At 65.0% G+C, this 21,939-nt stretch carries 18 protein-coding genes; 9 read left to right on the top strand and 9 right to left on the bottom strand.

Features of this window, described 5'->3' with window-relative positions; all coding sequences use genetic code 11:
- Positions 1–48 precede the first annotated feature (48 nt).
- Positions 49–951 (bottom strand): LysR family transcriptional regulator, encoded by a 903-nt coding sequence (locus tag SJI03_RS25595; protein ID WP_322429075.1) that lies wholly within the window; start codon positions 949–951, stop codon positions 49–51.
- A gap of 127 nt (positions 952–1,078) precedes the next feature.
- Between SJI03_RS25595 and SJI03_RS25590 the strand changes: the two genes are divergently transcribed.
- A complete protein-coding gene (locus SJI03_RS25590) occupies positions 1,079–2,500 on the top strand; it encodes an MFS transporter (protein ID WP_322429074.1) in 1,422 nt (473 codons plus the stop codon).
- Positions 2,497–2,895, top strand: coding sequence for a DUF4440 domain-containing protein (locus tag SJI03_RS25585; RefSeq protein WP_322429073.1), 399 nt, complete (start codon positions 2,497–2,499; stop codon positions 2,893–2,895). Before SJI03_RS25590 ends, SJI03_RS25585 begins: the two co-directional genes overlap by 4 nt.
- A 1-nt stretch (position 2,896) precedes the next feature.
- Here SJI03_RS25585 and SJI03_RS25580 read toward each other — a convergent pair whose 3' ends face one another.
- The 5 genes from SJI03_RS25580 to SJI03_RS25560 are packed head-to-tail and all read right to left on the bottom strand — an operon-like array spanning position 2,897 to position 9,633.
- The gene (locus tag SJI03_RS25580) at positions 2,897–3,472 is read right to left on the bottom strand and encodes a DUF1349 domain-containing protein (protein WP_322429072.1); all 576 of its coding nucleotides are present in this window, start codon (positions 3,470–3,472) and stop codon (positions 2,897–2,899) included.
- A gap of 24 nt (positions 3,473–3,496) precedes the next feature.
- Positions 3,497–4,897, bottom strand: coding sequence for a TolC family protein (locus SJI03_RS25575; RefSeq protein ID WP_322429071.1), 1,401 nt, complete (start codon positions 4,895–4,897; stop codon positions 3,497–3,499).
- Complete coding sequence (locus SJI03_RS25570; RefSeq protein WP_322429070.1) at positions 4,894–7,986, bottom strand: MexW/MexI family multidrug efflux RND transporter permease subunit; 3,093 nt, start codon at positions 7,984–7,986, stop codon at positions 4,894–4,896. The genes SJI03_RS25575 and SJI03_RS25570 overlap by 4 nt, the downstream gene beginning before the upstream one ends.
- A gap of 15 nt (positions 7,987–8,001) precedes the next feature.
- Positions 8,002–9,102 carry an efflux RND transporter periplasmic adaptor subunit gene (locus SJI03_RS25565; protein WP_322429069.1) on the bottom strand — a complete coding sequence of 367 codons (1,101 nt, stop codon included), beginning with the start codon at positions 9,100–9,102 and terminating at the stop codon, positions 8,002–8,004.
- A 48-nt stretch (positions 9,103–9,150) separates the two neighbouring features.
- Positions 9,151–9,633, bottom strand: coding sequence for a DUF2165 family protein (locus SJI03_RS25560; RefSeq protein ID WP_322429068.1), 483 nt, complete (start codon positions 9,631–9,633; stop codon positions 9,151–9,153).
- A gap of 125 nt (positions 9,634–9,758) precedes the next feature.
- Between SJI03_RS25560 and SJI03_RS25555 the strand changes: the two genes are divergently transcribed.
- A complete protein-coding gene (locus tag SJI03_RS25555) occupies positions 9,759–10,418 on the top strand; it encodes a helix-turn-helix transcriptional regulator (RefSeq protein WP_322429067.1) in 660 nt (219 codons plus the stop codon).
- Here SJI03_RS25555 and SJI03_RS25550 read toward each other — a convergent pair.
- On the bottom strand, positions 10,415–11,674 hold the full coding sequence (locus tag SJI03_RS25550; RefSeq protein WP_322429066.1) for an MFS transporter: 1,260 nt from the start codon (positions 11,672–11,674) through the stop codon (positions 10,415–10,417). The genes SJI03_RS25555 and SJI03_RS25550 overlap by 4 nt on opposite strands.
- Positions 11,675–11,786: 112 nt before the next feature.
- Between SJI03_RS25550 and SJI03_RS25545 the strand changes: the two genes are divergently transcribed.
- Entirely contained in the window at positions 11,787–12,686 is a 900-nt protein-coding gene (locus SJI03_RS25545; RefSeq protein WP_322429065.1) for a LysR substrate-binding domain-containing protein, read from the top strand.
- Between the two features lie 12 nt (positions 12,687–12,698).
- On the opposite strand, the gene SJI03_RS25540 is transcribed toward SJI03_RS25545, so the two are convergent.
- A complete protein-coding gene (locus SJI03_RS25540) occupies positions 12,699–13,736 on the bottom strand; it encodes a methyltransferase domain-containing protein (RefSeq protein ID WP_322429064.1) in 1,038 nt (345 codons plus the stop codon).
- A gap of 129 nt (positions 13,737–13,865) precedes the next feature.
- On the opposite strand from SJI03_RS25540, the gene SJI03_RS25535 reads away from it, so the two are divergent.
- Positions 13,866–14,762: an AraC family transcriptional regulator gene (locus SJI03_RS25535; protein ID WP_322429063.1), complete on the top strand. Its 897-nt coding sequence runs from the start codon at positions 13,866–13,868 to the stop codon at positions 14,760–14,762.
- Between the two features lie 55 nt (positions 14,763–14,817).
- Positions 14,818–15,222 carry a VOC family protein gene (locus SJI03_RS25530; protein WP_322429062.1) on the top strand — a complete coding sequence of 135 codons (405 nt, stop codon included), beginning with the start codon at positions 14,818–14,820 and terminating at the stop codon, positions 15,220–15,222.
- Positions 15,223–15,246: 24 nt separating this feature from the next.
- Here SJI03_RS25530 and SJI03_RS25525 read toward each other — a convergent pair whose 3' ends face one another.
- Positions 15,247–18,117, bottom strand: coding sequence for an insulinase family protein (locus SJI03_RS25525; RefSeq protein ID WP_322429061.1), 2,871 nt, complete (start codon positions 18,115–18,117; stop codon positions 15,247–15,249).
- Positions 18,118–18,400: 283 nt separating this feature from the next.
- Between SJI03_RS25525 and SJI03_RS25520 the strand changes: the two genes are divergently transcribed.
- From SJI03_RS25520 to SJI03_RS25510, 3 genes are read left to right on the top strand one after another with little or no spacing between them, the layout of a single operon-like run.
- On the top strand, positions 18,401–19,813 hold the full coding sequence (locus tag SJI03_RS25520; protein ID WP_322429060.1) for a HAMP domain-containing sensor histidine kinase: 1,413 nt from the start codon (positions 18,401–18,403) through the stop codon (positions 19,811–19,813).
- The gene (locus SJI03_RS25515; RefSeq protein ID WP_322429059.1) at positions 19,810–20,352 is read left to right on the top strand and encodes a hypothetical protein; all 543 of its coding nucleotides are present in this window, start codon (positions 19,810–19,812) and stop codon (positions 20,350–20,352) included. The genes SJI03_RS25520 and SJI03_RS25515 overlap by 4 nt, the downstream gene beginning before the upstream one ends.
- Positions 20,349–21,716, top strand: coding sequence for a sigma 54-interacting transcriptional regulator (locus SJI03_RS25510; protein ID WP_322429058.1), 1,368 nt, complete (start codon positions 20,349–20,351; stop codon positions 21,714–21,716). The genes SJI03_RS25515 and SJI03_RS25510 overlap by 4 nt, the downstream gene beginning before the upstream one ends.
- Positions 21,717–21,939 lie beyond the last annotated feature (223 nt).

Genomic DNA, 21,939 nt, shown 5'->3' with positions numbered 1-21,939 from the left:
TGCCCCTTGGAAACCGTTGTAGTGATCAAATATTGACGAAGTGAAATTTCAATCCGGCGTGCCCACGAACGCGCGCAAAAAGTCGATAAAGGCGCGCACCTTTTCCGCGATGTGCTGCGTGTTCGGATACACGGCATACACGCCCTGCTGCGGGAAGGCGACGTCGGGCAGCAGGCGGCGCAGGCGTCCCGCGCGCACTTCCGCCTCCACCTGCCATTGCGGCAGCAGGGCCACGCCGCAGCCGCCCAGGGCAAAGCCCAGCAGGGCCGAGGCGGAGTCGGAATGGATGGCGGCGTCGTCCTGCACGGCAAAGGCGGCGGGGCCGTCCGGCGTGTGCACGTCCCAGCGCAGCGGCGTGGTCAGGCGGCTGTGCGCCAGCCAGCGCGCGCGCTGCAAGTCGTCCAAGGTGGCGATGTCCCGGCCGGGCAGGCTGGCCAGGTAGGCGGGCGAGGCGACGGGCCAGATCGCATACGGCTCGATCAGCGCGGCGCGGTAGCTCGAATCGGTGAGGGAACCCATGCGGATGGCCAGGTCGTAGCGGCCCGAGATCAGGTCTTCATGCGAGGACGACGACGAATGCTGGATCTGCAGCTGCGGATGGGCGGCGGCAAAGGCGATCAGCGCGGGGATCACCGTGCGGCTGCCGTACTCGACGGTGGTGGTCAGGCGCAAGGTGCCGCGCAAGCCCAGGTGGCCCTGGCGCGCCGTCTCGATGGCGCCTTGCGCTTCGCTCAGCACGCGCTGGCAATCCTCGTAAAAGCGCCGCCCCACGTCGGTCAGCGCCAGGCTGCGCGTGCTGCGCGTCAGCAGCGACACGCCCAGCTCCGCCTCCAGCTGTTTCAAGTTAAAACTGACGACGGCCTTGCTCTGGCCCAGCACGACGGCGGCCGCCGTCAGCGAACCGGCGTCGACGATGGCGATGAAAATACCCAAACGGTCAAGACTGATCATAAATAAGAATGAGGAGGCATGCGGGTTGTAGAGGTTTGTCAAAATTTGTTTGACAGTGTAATCGGGGCTGGCCCGTTACGCAAATGACGCTGAGCGCTTAAGCTGGCCGTTTGCCATTCGGAGCACCATGGACTATCGCAAAAAGGTGGCGGCCATCTATCTGCTGGGGTTTTTCGTCGACCTGATCAACATGTTCATCACCAGCGTCGCCTATCCCGACATCGGCCATGCCCTGCACGCTTCGGTGGCGCAGCTGGCCTGGATCAGCACCGCCTACATCCTCGGCCTGACCATCGTCATCCCCGCCAGCGCCTGGCTGGCTGCCTATTATGGCAGCAAAACCGTGTTCATGGCATCGTTGCTAACTTTTTTATGCGCCAGCATCGGCGCCGGCCTGGCGCCATCGATCGAGGCGCTGATCGCCTGGCGCTGCGTGCAGGGCCTGGGCGGCGGCTTGCTCATTCCGCTGGGGCAAAGCATGACCTACCAGCTGTATCAGCCTGCCGAGCGCCCTGGCCTGTCCTCCGTCATCATGCTGGTGGGCTTGCTGGCGCCCGCCCTGTCGCCCGCGCTGGGTGGCGTCATCGTCGACAGCCTGTCGTGGCGCTGGATTTTTTACCTGAACGTGCCATTTGCCGCGCTGGCGCTGCTGCTGGCCGCCTGCTGGCTGCGCGCCGACCCGCCACGCGCGGCCGTGCCCCGTCTCGACGTGGGCGGCCTGCTGGCGGGCAGCACGGCGATTTTGCTGCTGTTGCTGGGCCTGACCATGCTGGGCACGCCGGGCGACGTGCCGGCCGGCGCCGCCGTGCTGGCGCTGGGCGCCGCCTGCGCCTGGGGCTATGTGCGCGGCGCGCTGCGCAAATCCACGCCGCTGCTGAACCTGCGCCTGGCCAGTGAGCCGCTGCTGCGCATTGCCATGCTGATGTATCTGCTGGTGCCCGGTGTCTTCATGGGCGTGAGCCTGCTGGCCATGCTGTATCTGCAGGGCGTGCTGGGCATGTCCGCATCGACGGCGGGCGCGCTGATGCTGCCGTGGGCGCTGGCCTCGTTTGCGGCCATTTCGCTGACCGGCAAAAGCTATCGCCGCGTGGGTCCGCAACCGCTGTTTATCTTTGGTGCGCTGCTGCAGGCGACGGGCATGCTGATGCTGCTGCGCGTGGATGCGGCGGGCCAGTTATTCTGGCTGGCCGGTGCGTATGCCGTGATGGGCTTTGGCGGTGGTTTGTGCAGCAGCACGGCGCAAAGCACGGCATTCTTGCGCACGCCGGATGGACAATTGAGCCAGGCCAGCGCCGTGTGGAATATCAACCGCCAACTGGGCTTTTGCCTGGGCGTGGCGCTGCTCAGCGTACTGCTCAATGGCTTGCTGGCGACGCAGGGCATCGCATCGCTCGATGACCCTGCCCAGCACCTGCGTGCGGCGCAGGTATTTCACTGGTGCTTTGCCCTCGCCGCCGCCTCGTGCGTACTGCCGCTGGCACTGTGCCTGCGTATCGACAACCGCGCCGTTCTCGACCTTTTACTAAACCATGGAGCAAGCAAAAAATGACTGCGACGAACCCGTATTTTGACGACGTTTTATCCACGCATGTGCTGATCCGCGAGTGGCTCTCTGGCGAAGCCACGGCGCCGGAACATTGCGCTGATTTGCTGGCGCGGTTTTCGCCCGGTTTCACGATGGTGTCACCCGGTGGCAAGCAGCTCGATGGCGCCGGATTGGCGGCGTTTTTTTGCGCCGCCGCCGGCAGCCGCCCGGGCCTCGTCATGCGCATCACGGACCTGGTAATGATCCAGGAAAGCACGGCTGGCGCCATCGTGTCCTACCGCGAATGCCAGTCACTGCCGGGCGCAGAAAACACCGAGCGGCTGTCGACCGTCGTGTATGACAAAACACCGGATGGTAGCCTGTTGTGGCGCCATTTGCACGAGACGTGGGTGGTTTAATTTAACTTAAATCATGCAAGTCTTTTTGCTGCGCCGGAGCGATGGAAAACTGCGAAAAAGCCACTTCCAGGCCACCACGTTCCGGTGTGCAGCACATGGGGCCCGCCAGGTAGCGCGCGGCGACGGGAAACGGCGCCAGGCGCAGCAGCGGCCAGCGAAGGCCATCGGTCGAATACTGCACCCGGATCACGCCTTGCGCCACCGTCACACGCAGCCAGAAACCGTCCGGCATGGCGGGCGCGATGCTGACGGCCCAATCCGATTTGTCCAAGGTCAATACGCTGCTCAACAACAGCTGGCCGTCGGAAAATTCGACGCCGCATTTGATCCAGTTTTGTTCGTCGATGCGCACCATCAAACCGGCCTGGTCGTACAACGCAGAATACTGCGCCGCCACGTGCAACTGCGCCGTAAAATCGCCATCGATTTGCGTGCCGAAAAAATGGCCGCTGTCGCGGATAAACCCATATTGAGTCTTGCGCCAGAAATCCGTACTGGCATCCGTCGTCACGCGCAATTGCGCGCCGTCGGCGGACCAGTTTTCCGGTGGATTGAGCCAGCTGCCTTGCGTGAACATCGCATCTCCTCATGCATGAAAATGCTACATAGTTTGCCCCCATCCCAGCGCCTTGTACAGGGCAATCGCATCGATGTAGGACGCCGTTTCCGCCAGGAGCGCTTCGCGCCGGATATCGTACAAGGCGCGCTGGTTTTCCAGCACGGCCTGGTAGCTGCCGGAGCCACCCGCATAGCGCGTGCTGGCGATGCCGAGGGCCGCGTTGCCGTGGCGCGCCGACTGCAGCAATGAGGCCAATCGCGTCTGGTTTTCCGCCAGTTGCGTGATGGCGTTTTCCACGTCTTCCTGCGCGACCAGGATGGCTTGCGCATAGCGCGCCAGCGCGCCCTGCGCTTCGGCCTGCGTGCCGCGCAAGCGCGCCTTGACGCTGCCCAGGCGGAAGGCGGGATAGCTGACGGATGGCGCCACCTCGACCGCGCGCGCGCCGCCGTCGAACACGCCGCTGCCGCGCAGGGCGAAAAAGCCAAGGAAACCACCGAGACTGAGGCGCGGATACAGGTCGGCCGTGGCGGCGCCCACGTCTTCGCTGGAGGCGGCCAGCAGGCGCTCGGCGTGTACCACGTCGGGGCGCTGCTTGATCAGGCGGTTCACGTCGCCCAAGGGAAGCTGGCCCGCCAGCGGCGCCTGCTGGCGCGGCGTGGTGGCCAGCGCGATGGCGCCTGGTGCTTGTCCGCTCAAGACGTCGAGCCGGTACTGCGCCTGGCGCAAGCCAGCCTGCAAGGGCGGCAGCATCGCCTCGCTGCGCGCCAGGTTGGCCAGCGCGTTGTAGCGCTCTTCCGGCAAGCCGCTGCCAGCGCGGATGCGCGCGTCGATCAGGGCGACGGTGTCGCGCCAGCTTTGCACCTGCGCCTGCGTCAGCGCCAGGTTTTGCTGGTAGCCCAGGGCCTCGTAATAATTGCGCGCCACGTCGGCGGCGATCGTCAGTTGCACTTGCCGCAAATCGGCCTGCGCCGCGTCGGCGCGTGCCTGCGCCGAGCGGGAAATATGCGCGAGGCGGCCGAACAGGTCGATTTCCCATTGCGCATCGAAGCCCACGCGCGTGCTGGTACTGGCGGCACGCCTGTCTGGCATGTCCTGTTGCACCTTGCGCTGCCATCCTGCCTGGCCTGTGACGGCGGGCAGTTCATCGAGCCGGCGTTCGTCGAAGATGGCGCGTGCGGCCAGCAAATTGGCTTGCGCCTGCGCGATATCAAGGTTGTGTTCGAGCGCGCTGGCGATCAGTTGCGACAGGCGCGCATCGTCGAAAAATGTCCACCAGGCGGCCTCGCTGACGGTACTCGCGTCGGGTGCGAATTGCGCTTGCTGTGGGCTGGCCAAATGGATGGCGGGCGTGCCCGGCGTGACGTAGGCGGGGCTGATGGCGCAGCCAGCCAGCATGGGGAAAAGGGCAGCAAAAAGGGAAGCTAGATAGCGGTAATTTTTCATATGGATTCCTTCAGCGCCTGCGACAGATCGCGTGCGCGCGGCGTGGCATGGTCGGCCGTGTGGCGGCGGGCCAGAAAGGTGTACACGGTGGGCAGCACGAACAGGGTAAAGAAGGTGCCGATCAACATGCCCGAGACGATCACCACGCCCAGGCCGAAGCGGCTGTTGGCACCCGCGCCGGAAGCGAACAGCAGCGGCACCAGGCCCACCACCATGGCGGCCGTCGTCATCAAAATCGGGCGCAAGCGGATCTGCGCCGCCTTGCGGATGGCCGTGATGCGGTCGAGCTGTTCATGCACCTGCAATTCGTTGGCAAATTCCACCATCAGGATGCCGTGCTTGCTGATCAAGCCGATCAGGGTCACGAGACCGATCTGCGTGTAGATATTGACGGTGGCGTAGCCCAGGGCCAGCGGAATCAGCGCGCCGCAAATCGACAGGGGCACGGTGATCAGGATGATCAAAGGGTCCGTCAGGCTCTCATACTGGGCCGCCAGTACCAGGTAGATGACGACGACGGCCGCGAGGAAAGCCAGCAGCAGCGCATTGCCTTCCGTGGCGAACTGGCGCGCGTCCGATTGCCAGTCGTAGCTGAAGCCCGGTGGCAGGGTCTTGGCGACGCCATCGAGAAACGCCACGGCGTCGCCCAGGGTCACGCCGGGCGCGGGCACGCCCTGGAAGGTGGCTGCATTCTGCTGGTTGAACTGGGTCAGCATGTTAGGCTCGATCTGTTCCGTCACCGAGACGACGGCGGACAGGGGCAGCAGGCTGCCGTCGTCGGCGCGCACGTATTGCTGCGTCAGGGCTTGCGCCGTGAGTCTCTGTTCGCGCGGGCTTTGCGCGATGACGTCGTAGGCGCGGCCATCCATGCCGAAGCGGTTCAGATAATTTTCACCCACCAGCACGGCCAGCGATTCGGCGATGTCCTGCATGCGGATGCCCAGGCTGTTCGCCTTCGAGCGGTCCACGCGCACTTTTACCACCGGGTTGTTGTAATCGAGGTCGCTGTCGACGACGGCAAACAGGCCGCTATCGCGCGCGCGCTGCTTGACGTCTTCCATGGTGCGGAACAGGGTGGCGTAATCCTGTGCGCTGCGCAGCACCATCTGCACGGGCAAGCCGCCGCTCGATCCCGGCAAGGGCGCCAGCTGGAAGGCGAAGATGCTGGTGCCTTCCACGTCGCCCACGGCGTGCTGCAATTCGGCCTGGATGACGGCCGCATTGCGCGAGCGTTCGGCCCACGGCGTCAGGTTGATGCCGCCGATGCTCGATGCCGGGCCTTCGCCGCCATTGATGATCCAGCGCGACGCCGTCTCCGGCACGTTTTTATAGATGTCATCGAGCTTGTACGAGAAGCGTTCGACGTAATCGAGATTGGCATGCTGCGGCGCCTTGATCGCCGTCAGCACGCTGGCCTGGTCTTCCGCCGGCGCCAGTTCGCGCTGCGGCAGCAGGTATAAAAACGGCAAACTGACCATCACCAGCGCGGCGAAACCGGCACTGAGCCAGCGGTGGTGCAGGGAGCGGTCCAGCAGGCGCGCATAGCGGCTGGTGAGACCCTCGAAGAAATGCTCGGCGGCGCGCGCCATGCGCCCTTCCGATTGTTTGGGCTGCAGCAGCAAGGAGCTCATCACGGGCGACAAGGTCAGCGCCACCACGCCCGACACCACCACGGCGCCCGCCAGCGTCAGCGCGAACTCCTTGAACAGCGCGCCCGTGAGTCCCCCCATCATGCCGATGGGCGCATACACGGCGGCCAGGGTGATCGTCATGGCGATCACGGGGCCGGCCACTTCGCGCGCGCCCACCAGGGCGGCTGCCACGGGCGTCTTGCCTTCCTCGATATGCCGGTGCACATTTTCCACCACGACGATGGCGTCATCGACCACCAGGCCCACGGCCAGCACCATCGCCAGCAAGGTCAGTAAATTGATGCTGAAGCCGAAGGCCAGCATCAGCGCCGCCGCGCCCAGCATCGACAGCGGGATGGTCACGACGGGTATCAGCACGGAGCGCAGGGAACCCATGCACAGGTAGATGACGATGACGACGATGAGCAGCGCTTCGAGCAGCGTATGCGCCACTTCGTCGATGGACGACTGGATGAAGCGCGCCGTCTCGAACGCCAGCTCGACTTTCACGCCGGGCGGCAGGGTTTTCTGGATCTCGGGCAGCAGCTTCCTGATGCCGTCGACGATCACCAGCGGGTTGCCGCCGGGCGTGGGCGACAGGCCCAGATACACGGCCGGCACGCCGTCCATGATGCCGCTCGTCTCCGTGGCGGCCGCGCCCAGTTCCACCGTGCCCACGTCTTTCAAACGCACGAGGGTGGCGCTGTCATCGCCGCCCTGCTTGACGACCATGTCGCGGAACTCCGCCACGCTGGTCAGATCCGTGTTGACGCTGATGTTCGAGACGACGAATTGTCCCTTCACCTTGCCGGGCGCCGCCTGGTAGTTATTGCGCCGCACGGCGTCGGCCACGTCGGCTGCCGTCAGCCCGCGCGCCGCCAGTTTCGCGGGGTCGATCCACAAACGCATGGCCAGTTGCTGGCCGCCGTACACGTCGACTTTCGCCACGCCATCGATGGTGGCGAACATCGGTTGCACCACGCGCGCCAGATAGTCCGTCAACGCGGGCGCGGACACGCTCTCGCTGGCAAAACCGACATAGGCGACGGCCGAGGAGTCGCCGGCCGAGCGCTCGATGACGGGGTCAAACGCGCCCTCCGGCAATTTATAGCGCACCTGGTTGACCTTGGCCATGACTTCCGTCAGCGCCTGCGTGGAATCGCGGTTCAGTTCCATGCGCACGGTCACCGTGCTGCTGCCCTGCACCGACGACGAGGTCAGGTAATCGATGCCTTCCACCGACGAGACGGCTTGCGCGATCGGCTGCGTGACAAAACCCTGCATCAGTTCCGCCGAGGCGCCCGGATACGTGGTTTTGACCGTGATGGTGGACGATTCGAGCATCGGATACTGGCGGATCGGCAGCTGCAGGAGGGCGATCACGCCCAGCATCAGAATCAAGGTGCTGATCACCAGCGCCAGCACGGGGCGGCGTACGAATAAATCGGTAAATTTCATGGTGGTGGCCTTCCCTTACGAGCCGGCCTTGGGCGCGGCGCGCTTGGCCTCGTCCAGGGTATTGGCCACGGCTTGCACGGCCATGCCGTCGGCCAGTTTCAGCTGGCCCGAGGCGACCACCCGCTGGCCTTCGCGCAAGCCGTCGATGATGGCCACGCGGCCCCCTGCCCGCTCGCCCAGTTTCACGCCCACGCGCTTGACGGTGAGCGGCTGTTTTCCTTCCTGCTGCGCGACGAACACGGTGTCGCCATACGCGCTGTAGGTCACCGCCGTTTCCGGCACCGTCAGTTGCTGGCCTGCCACGCGCGCCACGCGCACATTCGCATACATGCCCGCTTTCAGCGCGCCGCGGGGATTGCTCAATGCAGCCTGTACCTGCACCATGCGCGAGCGGGCGATCAGCGGGTCGATGGCGTTGATTTTCGCCGTGAAGATGTCATCGGGATAGGCGTCCACCAGCACTTGCACGGCCTGGCCTGGCGCCAGCTTCGCGCTGCTCTGTTCATCGAGGGCGAAGTTCACCATCAGCGACTTCGTGTCGATCAGGCTGGCCACCGTGTCGGCCGCGTTCAGGTACTGGCCCGCGTGCACCTTGCGGATGCCCAGCTGCCCGGCGAACGGCGCGCGGATGGTCTTTTGCTCGATCAGCGCTTCCGTCTGGCGCACGTCGCCCAGGGCTGCGTCGCGCGCGGCCAGGGCGCTATCCAATTGCTCCTGCGTGGCCGCCTTTTCCTTCACCATCTGCACCGTGCGGGCATGGCTGCTTTCCGCGTTTTTCAGCTGTGCGCGCTGGCGCAGCAGCATTGCCTGTTCCTGCGCGTCATTCAGTTGCACCAGCACGGCGCCGGCGGGCACGGTCTGCCCCGACTCGAAGCGGATCTGCGTGACGCGTCCGCCCGTCTCGGCCGCCACCTGCACCTGGCGCGCCGCTTCCAGTTCGCCCACGCCGGCAAAGTAGCGTTCCTGCGTGCCCAGCACGACGGGCACCAGCGCCACCTTGGTGGCGGGAGTGGCGGCGGCATCGGCCGCATGGGAGTCCGCGCGCGGATACAGCGCGGCGCCGGCGACGGCAAGGGTGATGGCCAGCGCGGAAGCGCCGACGAGTTTCGTATGCATGATGAAGTCCTTTTTACAGCGGGGAAGAAGAGGCGCAGCGGAGGCTGATCAGGTCCGCTGCGCGTTGAAAAGTACAAACAGCGCGATGGTCCACAGCAGCAGCACCAGGTGCGTCGTCTGCAAGCCTTCCTGCGCGATCCAGTAGCCGAACCACAGGCCGCCCAGGTGCATCAGCAGCAAAAAGGCGGCCATGGCGCACAAGGCCAGGTTCAGCCAGGGCAGCGCCGCCGTCAGGGAGGCGCCAAAGAACAGCGTCACGCCCGTCCAGGCGGCAATGGCCGCCAGCAGCTGCAAGGCCAGCACCACCCCCAGCGACAGCCGGTGCAGGGTCAAGGACGTGAGCGCGCGGCGCAGCAGCGGGGTCTGGATGGTCGGGTCCTGGCGCAATGGATCCATGCGCATGGTGTTGCCGATGGCCCAGACGGAGCCGTGGAAGGCATGCAGATTGTTGAGGGAGGCCAGGGTCAGCCAGGTGGCCAGGCCGGTGGCGAGAATGGCGTGAAACAGCCAGATGGAGTGCTGCAGCTGCATGGAAAATCCAGTCCAAGAAAGTGTCTTGCCGGCACGCGGACGTGGAAACTCCTCGACAGCAGGGAGCTACCGGCCTATTATGCAAGCAATTAGTTGGTTAACTGGCCCCATGATAGTTGAGCGAAATGAATTACACAAGTAAACGTTTGGATAATAGCGAAGCGCCGCAAACGACGGAGCGCATCCTGTATTTCATCAAGACCAAGGGACCCGTCTCCACGGCGACCCTGGCCAAGACCCTGGACATGACGGGCGAGGCGGCGCGCCAGCAAGTGCAAAAGCTGGTGGCGGCGGGCCTCATCGAGGGACGCCAGGAAGCGCAGGCAGGCGCTGGCCGGCCGCGCCAGAACTGGGTCTTGACGGAAACGGGCAATGCGCGTTTTCCCGACACGCATGCGCAGCTGACGATCAAGCTGATCGGATCCGTGCGCCAGCTGTTCGGCGAGGCGGGACTCGATAAATTGATCACCCAGCGCGAAGAGGAAAGCCGTAGCGCGTATGCGCTGGCGTGCTCGGCGCCGGATTTGCCCACGCGCTTGCAGCAACTGGCGGCCGTGCGCGATGAAGAGGGCTATATGGCGCGCGTGGAAGCGGACGGCGACGACTGGCTGCTGATCGAAGACCACTGCCCCATTTGCGCCGCCGCACGCACTTGCCAGGGCTTTTGCCGCTCGGAACTGCAGCTGTTCCAGGAAGTGGTGGGACCGCACGCCAGCATCGTGCGCGAGCAGCATGTGCTGGCCAACGCCATGCGCTGCGTGTATCGGATCAGGGCGCTGCCCTAGTCTTTCGGAAACAGGGGGCGGGTAGCAAGCGCCACCAGCCCCGCCAGCCACCACACGACGGACCAGTTGCTGGCCGCCAGCAAATGCGGGATGGCAATCGGCGTGAGGAACAGGCCCGCATATACGGCCGTGTTCGCCATGCCCAGGGCCGTGCCCGCGTTGGCGCCGCCCGCTTCCGTGGCCAGCTCCGTGTAGGCCACGCCATGCCAGGCGGACACGGCGATGCCGGCGAGCACCACGGCGGCCATCAACAGCCAGCCCGGTGCCTGCAGCCAGGCGATGCATCCCAGCAAAATGAACGAGGCCAGCGCTACCAGGGCCGAGCCGCGCAGGTAGGCCGGCCGGTTCGCGTGGCGGTCCGTATGGCGCCCGCTCCAGATGCGCATCACCATGGCGCCCGCCTGCAGGGCCACCATCACGGCCGTGATGGCTGCCAGGCCCAGGTGGCCATGGTCATGCAGGAAGACGGTGGCGTAGCTGAGCACGGCAAACTGCGGCACGCACAGCAAGCCGATGGCGGCCACCATGCGCCAGACTTTACGGTTTTTTAATGGCAGCGGCTGCTTCACTGCAGATAGGCCCGTGGACGCGTTGTGCGGCCCCGTGGCGGCCTCGGCAGACAAGTCGGGCTCATGCATCCAGCGCCACGTAAAAAACGCCGACAGGCCGCATGCGATGGCCAGGGCGCCAAACACGGGCATGAAGCCGTAGCGCGATGCCAGGCTGGGCAGGACGAGGGCGCCGAGGCCGCCGCCCATGGGCACGGCTGTCTGACGGATGCTCATGGCGAAACCGCGTTCGCCGGCGCCAAACCAGCGCATCACGGCGCGGCCGCTGGCGCCATTCACGCTGCCGCCCAGCACGCCGACCAGCGCCAGCCCGGCCGCCAGCGCCCATAAGGGCGGCACGGAACCGTCAGCCGGCGTGATCCACAGCAGCAAGGTCAACAGCGCGAGCATGGTGCCCAGCAAGCCGGTCAGCAGCACGGGCCGGTCGCCCCAGCGGTCGGTAGCCATGCCCCATGGCAATTCGGTCAGGGCCACGCCCAGGCCCATGGCGCCCAGCGCCACCCCCAGTTGCGTATTGCTCAGGTGATAGCCGCTGCGCAGCCAGATGGCCGTGGTGGGCATGCCGTTGGCGGCGGCGGAAAAGCTGGCGTTGGCCGCCACGCCGACGGCCAGCACTTTCCAGCGGTGGGCATCGCCCAGTGCGGGCGCAGTGACAGGAAGGGAAACGGCAGGGCAGTTGATGGTCATGGCAGGGAGGGGAAAGTGGTTGACCCTGACAGTGTTGCGCAGTACGATCGTTCTGAATATCAGATAATTTACTAGTCACCATCCCATAAAACAGGACGATTGTATTGATGCCATGAACCTGCTGAATTTCGACATCGCCTTTTTGCGCAGCTATGTGGCTGGCATCGAGCTGGGCAGCTTTGCCCGCGCGGCCGACAAGGTGGGCCGCTCGACCTCGGCCGTCAGCGCGCAGCTGAAAAAACTCGAGGAGCAGGCTGGCATGCCCCTGTTCCGCAAGGATGGCCGGGGACTGGCGCTGACGCCGGCCGGCGAAGTCCTGCTCGGCTATGCGCGCCGCCTGCTGGAACTCAACGACGAGGCGGCCGTCGCCTTGCGCGGCGCGGAACTGGAAGGCTGGATCAGGCTCGGTTTGCAGGAGGATTTTGGCGAAGCCTTGCTGCCGGACGTGCTGGGGCGCTTTGCCCGCGCGCATCCGAAAGTGCGCATCGAAGCGCACGTGGCGCGCAACACGGCCTTGATGCAAGGGCTGGCCATGGGACAGCTGGACCTGGCCCTGCTGTGGGGCGGCGCGTGCATCGCCGATGTGGCCGAGTATCCGCCGCAGCAGCGCCAGCATATCGCCGAACCGGCCATGCGCTGGATCGCCTCGTCCAGCCTGGCCTGGCGGCCCGAATCGGGCGAACCTTTACCGCTCATTACGTTCGACCGCGACTGCCTGTTCCAGCGCTGCGCCACGCAGGCGCTGGACCATGCCGGCATCGCCTGGCGCACGGCGTTTACCAGCCCCAGCCTGGCGGGACTGTGGGCGGCGGCCGCCGCCGGGCTGGGCGTGACGGTGCGCACCAGCCTGGGCTTGCCCTCAACCGTGTGCGCGCTCGATCACGTGGCGGCGGGCTTGCCCGCCCTGCCCCCGTTGTCGCTGGAATTGCTGCGCGCCTCCGGCGTGTCCAGGCCGCCCGTCGAGCGGCTGGCCGGCCTGATCATCGAGTCGCTGCAACAAGATGCGGCGTAAAACGCCTGCCATTCAAGTGCGCGCAATCAGCACTTGCACGGGCGCCATGGGGAAATCGCTGGCGCCGTACTGCTCCACTTGCCGCCAGCCCGTGTCGCGCAGCAATTGTGCCAATTCCCCCTGGCGCGTTACCGTGCGGCCCAACATGCGCATCGGCAAGTAATACGGCAGCACGCGCGCCGCGTCAACGGCTGCCGGAGCGATTTCCGCCTGCACGCAGACGAAGACGCCACCCGGTTTCAAGGCCGCATGGATCTTGCGCAAGGCCGCCGCCATGTCGGGCACGAAGTGCAGCACGGACGAGCACCAGATGAGGTCGTAACCGCTGCCGATATCGTCGCTGTCCAGGTCGCCGCCCACCGTCTCCAGGCGGTCAGAGAGTTGCGCATGGGCGATGTTGGCGGCCGCCACGGCCGCTGTTTCCGGCCAGTCGAAGACGCAGCCATGCAAGCCCGCATGGGCTTGCGCTAGCGCAATGGCAACCCAGCCCGGACCGCCGCCCAGGTCGAGCAGGCGCAGCGGCGTGCTGCCGTCTGCAAACGGGGCGATCCGTTGCATCACGGACAGGGCTGCGCGCATGGTGACGGCGCGTTGTTCCTGGCCGATCTGCTGCTGCGCGGCAACGGCCCAGTTGACTCCATTTGCCGTGCGGTAGGGCGCGGCCTTGCCGCCTTCGCGCACCAGCGTACTGAGCTGGGTGGCGAAGTGGCGCAGCGCATGCAGCCGGTACAGCCAGGCGTCGCCGCAAAAGGCAACAGAATTGCGGCAGAAATACTGCAAGGTGGTGGCCGTGCAGCGGTAGCGCTGCGTATCGGCATCCGCAGCGGCTCCATCGCGTTCCAGCACCTGCATGCTCCAGAGCAGTTCCAGCAGCAGGGCCGTGTGCGGCGCGTGCAGCGACAGGGCTTCGGCCAGCTGCACCGGCGTGTGCGGCGTGGCCAGCACCTCGAATATGCCCAGTTCCAGGGCGGCGGCCAGCCCATCGGCCTGGACGGGCGCGACGGCCAGGTCCCAGTAGGGTTGCAAGGCATGTTGCGTGGTAAACGGCATGGCATTTCCTTTCGGCGAGGTAGGCAAGAAAGCCTATTTTATGCAACAATGAGAATAATTATCATTTGCATTTGTATGCGACGCGGCGCATTTCGTATGCGCGACGGCGCGTGGAAAACAGGGGGAGCGATGAGGGAACAGGACAGGGAAGCGGCAGGCTGGACGCGGCGCCAGCTGGACCCCGGAATGGGCGCGTGCCGCGCGGACCAGCGCCAGGTCGACCAGGGCTTGCTGCTCGTGCATTCCGATTACCGCCCGCGCCTTGCCCTCGTCGAGCCATCGCAGCATGACGATGCGGGCGGCATGGTCATTACCATCGGCCTGGAAGGCGCGTCCGGTTACACGACGCGCGATGGCGGGCAATTGCGTTTCCAGGGCGGCCATACGACGGTGACGGCGTTTCACCACGTCAGCGGCGAGCGCCGTTTCGAGGCGGATCAACGGGCGGTGCAATTGCGCGTGCTGGTCGGCGAAGACGCGCTGGCGCGCTACTGGCCGGAAGGCCTGACTTCATTGTTACCGAACGGTGGTGCGCGCCAGCTGGCGCATGCGGCCACGACGCGCAGCAGCGCTCTGCACGCGCGCTCGCTGCTGCGCGCGACGGATCCGCTGGCCGTGCATATCGGCGTGCTCAGTATCCTGGCGGAACAGTTGCGGGCGCTGCGTCCGGCGCCCGCACCCGCTGCCTTGCCGCGCTGGTCCGAGACTGATATCGCCAAACTGGAACGCGTCCACGCGCTGATGCAGGAGCAGATGGCGCAAGACCTGACGCTCGATTACCTGTGTGCGCAAGCGGGGCTGAGCTTGTTCAAGCTCAAGCAGGGGTGGCGCTACCGCTACCACGACAGTCCGCAGCGCACCCTGCTGGCGCTGCGCATGCAGCGGGCAAAGTTACTGCTGGAAAATGGATGTCAGGTGGCGCAGGCGGGCTGGCAAACGGGCTATCGCCATCCGTCCAATTTCAGCGCCGCGTTCAGCCGTTATTTCGGCTACGCGGCCAAGACCGTGGGACGCGCTGGCACGTAACAAGCCGGTGTAGAATCGGCGGGCAGCATTTTTCATCTCACCTCAAGGAGACATGATGGCCCGCAAAATATTTGTCAATCTGCCTGTCCAGTCGCTGGAACGCTCCGTGGCGTTTTTCACGGCGCTGGGCTTCAGTTTCAATGCCCATTTCACCGATGAAACGGCAACATGCATGATCGTTGCCGACGACATCTTCGTGATGCTGTTGACGCACGAAAAATTCCAGCAATTTACGCCCAAGCAGCTGTGCGACACCACCGTGGCGACGGAAGTGCTCGTGTGCCTGTCGGCCGAGAGCCGCGGCGAAGTCGATGCGCTGGTGGCGAAGGCCGTCCAGGCGGGCGGCAGCATCTACAAGGAGCCGATGGATTTCGGCTTCATGTATGGCCACAGTTTTCAGGATCCCGATGGGCATCAGTGGGAACTGATGTTCATGGAACCTGACGCGGTACCCAAGTGATGGCTACCGCGTCGTAACGGCCGTTTAAGAAGCCAGCGCCAGCAAATCCACCACTTCCAGCCCGGCCAGGTCTTGCGTCGTGTTGCCCGCAAACGCGGCGCGGCTCGGCTGGCCGTTTTTCAGCCAGGTGCGCGTGACGTCCTTGATCTGCGCCAGGGTGCAGGTCAATACGCCGGTGCGGAACTGCTGGCGCACGGCTTCCGTCGTGCCGCGCTGCTGCATGTTCCACGCCGTCAGCGCTTCCGCGTATGGCGAGTGCGGCTTGTCAAGGCCCTTGATGACGCAGATGATGGCTTCTTCCACCTGCTCTTGCGAAAAATCGCCGTCGAGGATTTGATCCAGCGTCGTGCCGAAGTCGGCAAACGTGCCGGCCAGGCGCGGGTCGCGGTAGGAACTCAAGGTAAACGTGCCGGCGCCGGCCGCATAGCTGGCGCTGCCGCCATACGCGCCGCCTTTTTCGCGCAGGGCCGTATGCAGCACCTGGTTGGTCATCAGTTCAGCGGCCACGGCCAGGGCCGAGGCGTCCGGATTGTGTACGCCGGGTACGGCCCAGGAAACGAAGCAATGGTTGATCTGGCTCGTCGCATGCAGGGCCGTGTTGGCCAGCGGCAAGGCTGCTGGCGCTGCCGTGTCGCCAGGCGTCGTGGCATCCGTGCTGGCTACCGGCAATGCCAGCAAGCGAGCCAGGGCGATGCCATCCTGCTCCAGGCCCGCGCACAGCACGGTTGGCTGCTGGGCGATGATGTGCGCGTGCAGGGTGTCGAGCTCGCGCGCGATTTCCTGCAAGCCTGCCGACGTCTTGCTCAGCTGCTGCAAACGGCGGTAGAACGGCAGTGCCGCCGGGCCGCCGACGATGTCGTCGAAGCGGCGCGTCGGCGACAGGGGAGCCGCCGAGGCCAGCATGGCGTAGCGGTTGCCGGACTCGGCCAGGCTGGAGAGTTTGTCTTGCACCAGGCTTTCGATCAGGAAGGCCAGGCGCTCTTCTTCATCGAAGCGGGGTTTGGCGATCCAGGCCGACAGCACGGCGGCGATGGCCGCGTGTTCTTCGCGCAAGCCGCTGGCCGAGAACGACAATTCCACGCGCATCGCCTGTTGTGGGCGGGGAATGGCTTCCAGGCCGATGTGGAACGATGGGACCATGCTCTGGCGCCAGGCGCTGGCGTCGTCGAACGACATGTCGCCCACGCCCAGTTCCGGCGCCAGGTCCGTGTACAGGCGCAGCCATGGCCACGACGCTTCCGGCAAGCCCGACACGTCGTACAGTACGTTGGCATAGCTGATGCCGTTCGAGGCGATGCTGAACGCCACGGCGCCGTTGACGGCAGGGGGAATCGGCAATGCCGGACGCGGCAGCGCGCTGACGTCGCCAGGGCGGATGCGCGGCAGCACTTCCGAATTCGATGGCAGTTGCTGATGCGCTTCCAGCGCGGCGGACTCGGCCACGATGTGCTCGCGCTCGGCATCCGTCAGGCGCGCTTGCAGGGCCGCCAGCTTGGCGTCTTCCTGGGCCGCGCGGTCCGTGAAGTAGGCGCTGTCGGGCACCACGTGCGTCGTCAGGCGGGTCGGGTTGGCGATCAGTTCGCGCACAAGCTGCTTGAAGAAGGCCGGGTCTTCGATCTGCTGTTCCAGCGTTTCCAGGATGGCCGCATTGTCGAAGGCGTCCATGACGTCGCCGCCATACATGGCCAGCGGCAAGGCGTGCAGCAAGCGGCCCAGGCCGTAAGGCATGCGGCCGCTGCTGATTTCGCGCTGGCTGTATTTGATGTCACGCAAGGCCGCGTGCAGCACGGCGGCGGGAATGCCCTCTTCCGCCGTCTTTTCCAGGGCCGTCCAGATGCGCTGGTGCGCATCGGCGATCTGTTCTTTGGTTAAACCTTCCATGCCGATGTGGAACACCATCTGGCGGATGCCCGCGTCGCGGCCATTCATGTCCGATGGGCGGCCATAGCCGGCCGATTCCATGGCGCGCATGACGGGCGCCGACGATTCGCCCAGCAAGCCGTGCGACAGCAAATGCGCGTGGTAGTAGGCGATGGGGTCGCTCGACTCGCCCATCAGCCAGGCGAATTGCAGGCCGAATTCATCGTCGCGCGCTTCCTGCGACGGAATCTTCACGATGTTTTCCTGCGGCGCCGTCCAGGCGGGGGCCAGCTGCGGCAGGCGGCGTTCGGAGAAACCGCTGAGCTTGGACAGCACGCGTTCGGCCACTTGTTCTTGCACGGCCGACGCTTCGATATTGCCGGCGGTCATGATCACGGCTTGCGACGGGTGGTAATGGCTGGCGTGGAATTCTTTCAGCATGTCATGCGTCAGTTCCGGGATTACCAGCGGATCGCCGCCCGATTCCACTTCGTAGGTCGTGCCCTTGAGCAAGGTGCTGGCGATGCCGCTGTCGAGCGCGCGCATGGGGCTGTTGAAAGCGCCCTTCATTTCATTGAAGACGATGCCCTGGTACACCAGTTTGTCGCCTTCGAACGCATGGCGCCAGCCTTCCTGGCGGAAGTTCAGGTAATCGAGGTTCGGGAAGAAAGCCGCGTCCAGGTACACGTCGAGCAGGTTGAAGAAATCCTTGCGGTCGGTGCTGGCGAACGGATACACGGTGCGGTCCGGATAGGTCATCGCATTCATGAAGGTGGCCGTCGAGCGGCGCAGCATCGAAAAGAAGGGGTCGCGCACCGGGTAGCGGGACGAGCCGCACAAGGCCAGGTGTTCCAGGATGTGGGCGCGCCCGTCGCTCACTTCCGGCACAGTGGGAAAGGCCACCAGGAACACCATCTCAGCCTGCTCGGTATGCATGTGGATATGACGCATGCCCGTTGCTGGCTCGACATATTGCTCGATGGTTGCCTGCAAGACTGGAATGAAGTTGCTGCTGACTTTTTCAAATGTGCTCATGCGGTATGGGATCTCTGCGGTAGGTGATTCGGAGTGTCGGTGGGGCTGCATCACATGTGGGGGCAAAGTGGCGTAATGCCAGGGCCGGGGCCACTTTGATGCCTGTATGAAGCTTTTCCCTATTGTACTAGGAGTATCTGCGCGCCGCCGCCGTGGCTTGCTTGCCGGCCGCAAAAGCAACAACGTTGCCAGATCAGCTATTTTTTGACGGGTGGCGCCCCGCGATGGAGGCTTAGCGTACCATGCGCCTTTTACTGTCCAGACTGAACCGAAGGCGCCTACCTTGTCCCGACTTTCCTTTCGCCAACTGTTATTTGCCGCCTTCATTTTGACGACGGGCATTTTGACGGCCACCTCCGTGCAAGCCCTGCTGACCCTGGAGCACCTGGCGCGGCTGGGGCGCGAGACGGCGGCGCAGGCGATTGCCCTGACGGAACAGTCGCAGCGGCTGTCCGAGCGCACCCTGGCCATGGAGCGCAGCGCGCGCCAATTCCTCGTGCTCGACGATCCCGTCTTCCGCGAGCGCTACGCGGCCGCCCGCGATGAAGCGACGGCGGCGCTGCAAGTGCTGAACCGGGCCACGCCCGAGTTCGCTTCCCAGCTGGCTGACGAATGGACGGTGCAGGCGCAAGCGGCGTGGGAAGTCTTGCAGGCGGGTAAGCGCCGCAAGCGCGATGGCCATGCCGTCGTGTACCGCGCGTTTGCCCGCATGACGCAGATCAATGACAGCCTGGCGCGCGAAAGCAAGACGGAAATCGGCAGCCGCAACGACGCCCTGCTGGCCGAGCTGGAACGCCAGCGCCGCGTGCTGGGCGTGCTGGTCGGTGGCGCCGTGCTGCTGGCGGCCGTGCTGGCCACCTGCTTCGGCTTTCTGTTGTCGCGCCCGCTACGCCGCATCGAGACGGCCATCGAGCGCCTGGGCGACAAGCGCTACGACCAGCCCATCGTCGTCGGCGGACCGGCCGACACGCGCCGCCTGGGCCAGCAGCTCGACTGGCTGCGCCAGCGCCTGGCCGACCTCGATGCCGACAAGGAACGTTTTCTGCGCCACATTTCGCACGAGCTGAAAACCCCGCTGGCGGCCCTGCGCGAAGGCGTGGCCTTGCTGGAAGACGAGGTGGCGGGCAAGCTCAGCGACAGCCAGCGCGAAATCGCCGGCATCCTGCAGCAAAACACGGCGTCCCTGCAAACCCAGATCGAGGACTTGCTGCGCTACAATACCGCCGCTTTTGACGCCCAGCACCTGGCGCACAACAAGGTCGATTTGCTGGTCTTGCTGCAAGATGTGGTGGCCGGGCAGCGTCTGCAATGGCTGGCGCGCCGTTTGACGGTCGAGGTGCAGGGAGAATCCCTGATCGTGCAGGCCGATCGCGACAAGCTGGCGACGGCCCTGGCGAACCTGCTGTCGAATGCCGTGCGCTTCAGTCCGGAAGGCGGCACCGTGCGTTTCACCCTGTCTTGCGAAGGCGGCCGTGTACGCATCGATTGCATCGACGAAGGTGCCGGCGTGGCGCCCGAGGATGCCGCGCGCATCTTCGAGCCGTTTTACCAGGGCGTGCGCCAGGCGGCCGGCGCGCGCAACGGCAATGGCATTGGCCTGTCCATCGTGCGTGAATATATCGCCGCCCACGATGGCAGCGTCACTCTTTTACCGCGCTCCGCCGGCGCGCATTTTCGGATAGAACTGCCCTTATGATGACGAGAATTCCCCTGGCCGCCATGGCCGCCTGCGCGCTGCTCTTGGGCGCTTGCGCCGCCAAGCCCCCTATCCAGACGCCCGTGCTGGTGCAAACGCCGCCGCGCGTGGTGGTGGTGACGGACCCCCAGCTGACGGAATTGCTCGCATATCAAGGCGCCTTGCGCCTGATGACGCCGTCGGAACTGGTGAAGGCGCAGCTGGACCTGGCGAAAGCCGATCACGCGCCGCACAACACGCTGCGCCGCGCCATGCTGCAAGCGGCCTTGCGCGGTCCCGGCGACCTGGCCCGCGCGCAAGCGTTGCTGGAACCGCTGGCCACGGCCACGGGCAAGGACGCGCAACTGCTGGCGCCGCTGGCGCAATTGCTGGGCAGCCAATACGCGGAACTGCGCCGCCAGGACGAGAGCATCGACAAGCTCAACACGCAGTTGCGCGACGCCCAGCGCCGCATCGACTTGCTCAATGAAAAACTCGAGGCGCTGAAAAACATCGAGCGCAGCCTGTCCGTGCGTCCTGCCGCGGGAGCGCCGAAATGAGCGAGCACGCCCACATCTTATTGGTCGACGACGACCCCGACCTGCTGCGCCTGCTGACCATCCGCTTGAAAGCGGGCAACTATCGCGTGACGGCCGTGGGCAGCGCGGAAGCGGCACTGGCGCGCCTGGCCGTGGAGCTGCCGGCCCTGGTCATTACCGACGTGCAATTGCCGGGCCGCGACGGCCTGGCCCTATTCGATGAAATCCGCCGCCAGCATGCAGCCCTGCCCGTCATCTTGCTGACGGCCCACGGCACCATCCCCGACGCCGTCGACGCGACGGCGCGCGGCGCGTTTGCGTATCTGACGAAACCGTTCGATGGCAAGCTGCTCATGGAAAAAGTGGCGTATGCCATCAACTTGTCCACCGTCATGCCGGCTCCAGCATCGGGCGACGAGAGCTGGCGTGCCGAGTTGATCAGCCGTAGTTCGCAGATGGCCGAGTTGCTGGCCGAAGCCAAGCTGGTGGCCGGATCCGATGCCAGCATTTTGATACGCGGCCCCAGCGGCACGGGCAAGGAGTTGCTGGCGCGCGCGCTGCACAACGCCAGCCGCCGCGCCAAGGCGCCGTTCATCGCCGTCAACTGCGGCGCCATTCCCGAGCAGTTGCTGGAATCGGAATTGTTCGGCCACGTGAAAGGTTCGTTTACGGGCGCCGTCGGCAACCGCGAAGGGCTATTTCAGGCGGCCGATGGCGGCACCCTGTTTTTGGACGAGATCGGCGACATGCCGCTGCCGCTGCAGGTGAAACTGCTGCGCGTGCTGCAGGAGCGGGCCGTGCGCCCCGTCGGCGCCGACCAGACGCGTCCGGTCGACGTGCGCTTGCTGTCCGCCACGCACCGCGACCTGGACGTGGCCATGGCGGAAGGCCAGTTCCGCGAAGACCTGTATTACCGCCTGAACGTGGTGACCTTGACCCTGCCGCCGCTGGCCGAGCGCCGCGAAGATATCGCCCTGCTGGCGAACCATTTCCTGCAGAAGCTGGCGGCCAAGTACCAGAAACCGTTGAATGGCTTCGCGCCCGACGCCCTCACGGCCCTGGTGGCGGCGCCATGGCCCGGCAATGTGCGCCAGCTGGTCAATGTGGTCGAGCAAGTGTGTGCGCTGGCCACGGCACCGCTGGTGCCCCTGTCCCTGGTGCAGCGGGCCCTGCGCGTGCCGTCGCTGGAAGCACTCAGCTACAACGAAGCCAAGCAGCGCTTCGAGCGCGACTACCTGATCCAATTGCTGCGCCTGACGGATGGCAACGTGGCCGATGCGGCCCGCCTGGCCGACCGCAACCGCACGGAGTTCTACCGTTTATTACAGAAATACGAGCTGACGCCGGCCCTGTTCCGCACGGATGGCGACCCTGTCGCTGAATAGCGACAAAAATAAAACCTTAATAATCAACGACTTATTTTAAAACATTGATATTGTTGCCATAAGCTGTCGCTGTCAGGCGACAAAACCCCCCGTTTTTCGGGCCAGATCGCTGCGAAATGCGCTGGAAAAATTGCGTTTGCATGTAAGTCGTTGATTTTGAATGTAATTTAAAAGCTGGCACGGTGCTTGCTGTATGGGTAGATGTGACGCTTCAAAGTGTTGC

Origin of the sequence: Janthinobacterium sp. GMG1 (genome assembly GCF_034427795.1) — a bacterium.
Classification (GTDB): Bacteria; Pseudomonadota; Gammaproteobacteria; order Burkholderiales; family Burkholderiaceae_D; genus Janthinobacterium.
The sequence above is the reverse complement of the archived record's forward strand: the minus strand, read 5'-3'. Positions and strand labels throughout refer to the sequence as shown.

Excerpts from the sequence above, each read along its gene's own strand:
- SJI03_RS25555 (WP_322429067.1), top strand. The coding sequence starts at position 9,759 with ATGAATTACACAAGTAAACGTTTGGATAATAGCGAAGCGCCGCAAACG.
- SJI03_RS25545 (WP_322429065.1), top strand. The coding sequence starts at position 11,787 with ATGAACCTGCTGAATTTCGACATCGCCTTTTTGCGCAGCTATGTGGCT.
- SJI03_RS25530 (WP_322429062.1), top strand. The coding sequence starts at position 14,818 with ATGGCCCGCAAAATATTTGTCAATCTGCCTGTCCAGTCGCTGGAACGC.
- SJI03_RS25550 (WP_322429066.1), bottom strand. The coding sequence starts at position 11,674 with ATGACCATCAACTGCCCTGCCGTTTCCCTTCCTGTCACTGCGCCCGCA.
- SJI03_RS25535 (WP_322429063.1), top strand. The coding sequence starts at position 13,866 with ATGAGGGAACAGGACAGGGAAGCGGCAGGCTGGACGCGGCGCCAGCTG.
- SJI03_RS25580 (WP_322429072.1), bottom strand. The coding sequence starts at position 3,472 with ATGTTCACGCAAGGCAGCTGGCTCAATCCACCGGAAAACTGGTCCGCC.
- SJI03_RS25525 (WP_322429061.1), bottom strand. The coding sequence starts at position 18,117 with ATGAGCACATTTGAAAAAGTCAGCAGCAACTTCATTCCAGTCTTGCAG.
- SJI03_RS25510 (WP_322429058.1), top strand. The coding sequence starts at position 20,349 with ATGAGCGAGCACGCCCACATCTTATTGGTCGACGACGACCCCGACCTG.
- SJI03_RS25565 (WP_322429069.1), bottom strand. The coding sequence starts at position 9,102 with ATGCATACGAAACTCGTCGGCGCTTCCGCGCTGGCCATCACCCTTGCC.
- SJI03_RS25585 (WP_322429073.1), top strand. The coding sequence starts at position 2,497 with ATGACTGCGACGAACCCGTATTTTGACGACGTTTTATCCACGCATGTG.
- SJI03_RS25560 (WP_322429068.1), bottom strand. The coding sequence starts at position 9,633 with ATGCAGCTGCAGCACTCCATCTGGCTGTTTCACGCCATTCTCGCCACC.
- SJI03_RS25595 (WP_322429075.1), bottom strand. The coding sequence starts at position 951 with ATGATCAGTCTTGACCGTTTGGGTATTTTCATCGCCATCGTCGACGCC.
- SJI03_RS25540 (WP_322429064.1), bottom strand. The coding sequence starts at position 13,736 with ATGCCGTTTACCACGCAACATGCCTTGCAACCCTACTGGGACCTGGCC.
- SJI03_RS25590 (WP_322429074.1), top strand. The coding sequence starts at position 1,079 with ATGGACTATCGCAAAAAGGTGGCGGCCATCTATCTGCTGGGGTTTTTC.
- SJI03_RS25515 (WP_322429059.1), top strand. The coding sequence starts at position 19,810 with ATGATGACGAGAATTCCCCTGGCCGCCATGGCCGCCTGCGCGCTGCTC.
- SJI03_RS25570 (WP_322429070.1), bottom strand. The coding sequence starts at position 7,986 with ATGAAATTTACCGATTTATTCGTACGCCGCCCCGTGCTGGCGCTGGTG.
- SJI03_RS25575 (WP_322429071.1), bottom strand. The coding sequence starts at position 4,897 with ATGAAAAATTACCGCTATCTAGCTTCCCTTTTTGCTGCCCTTTTCCCC.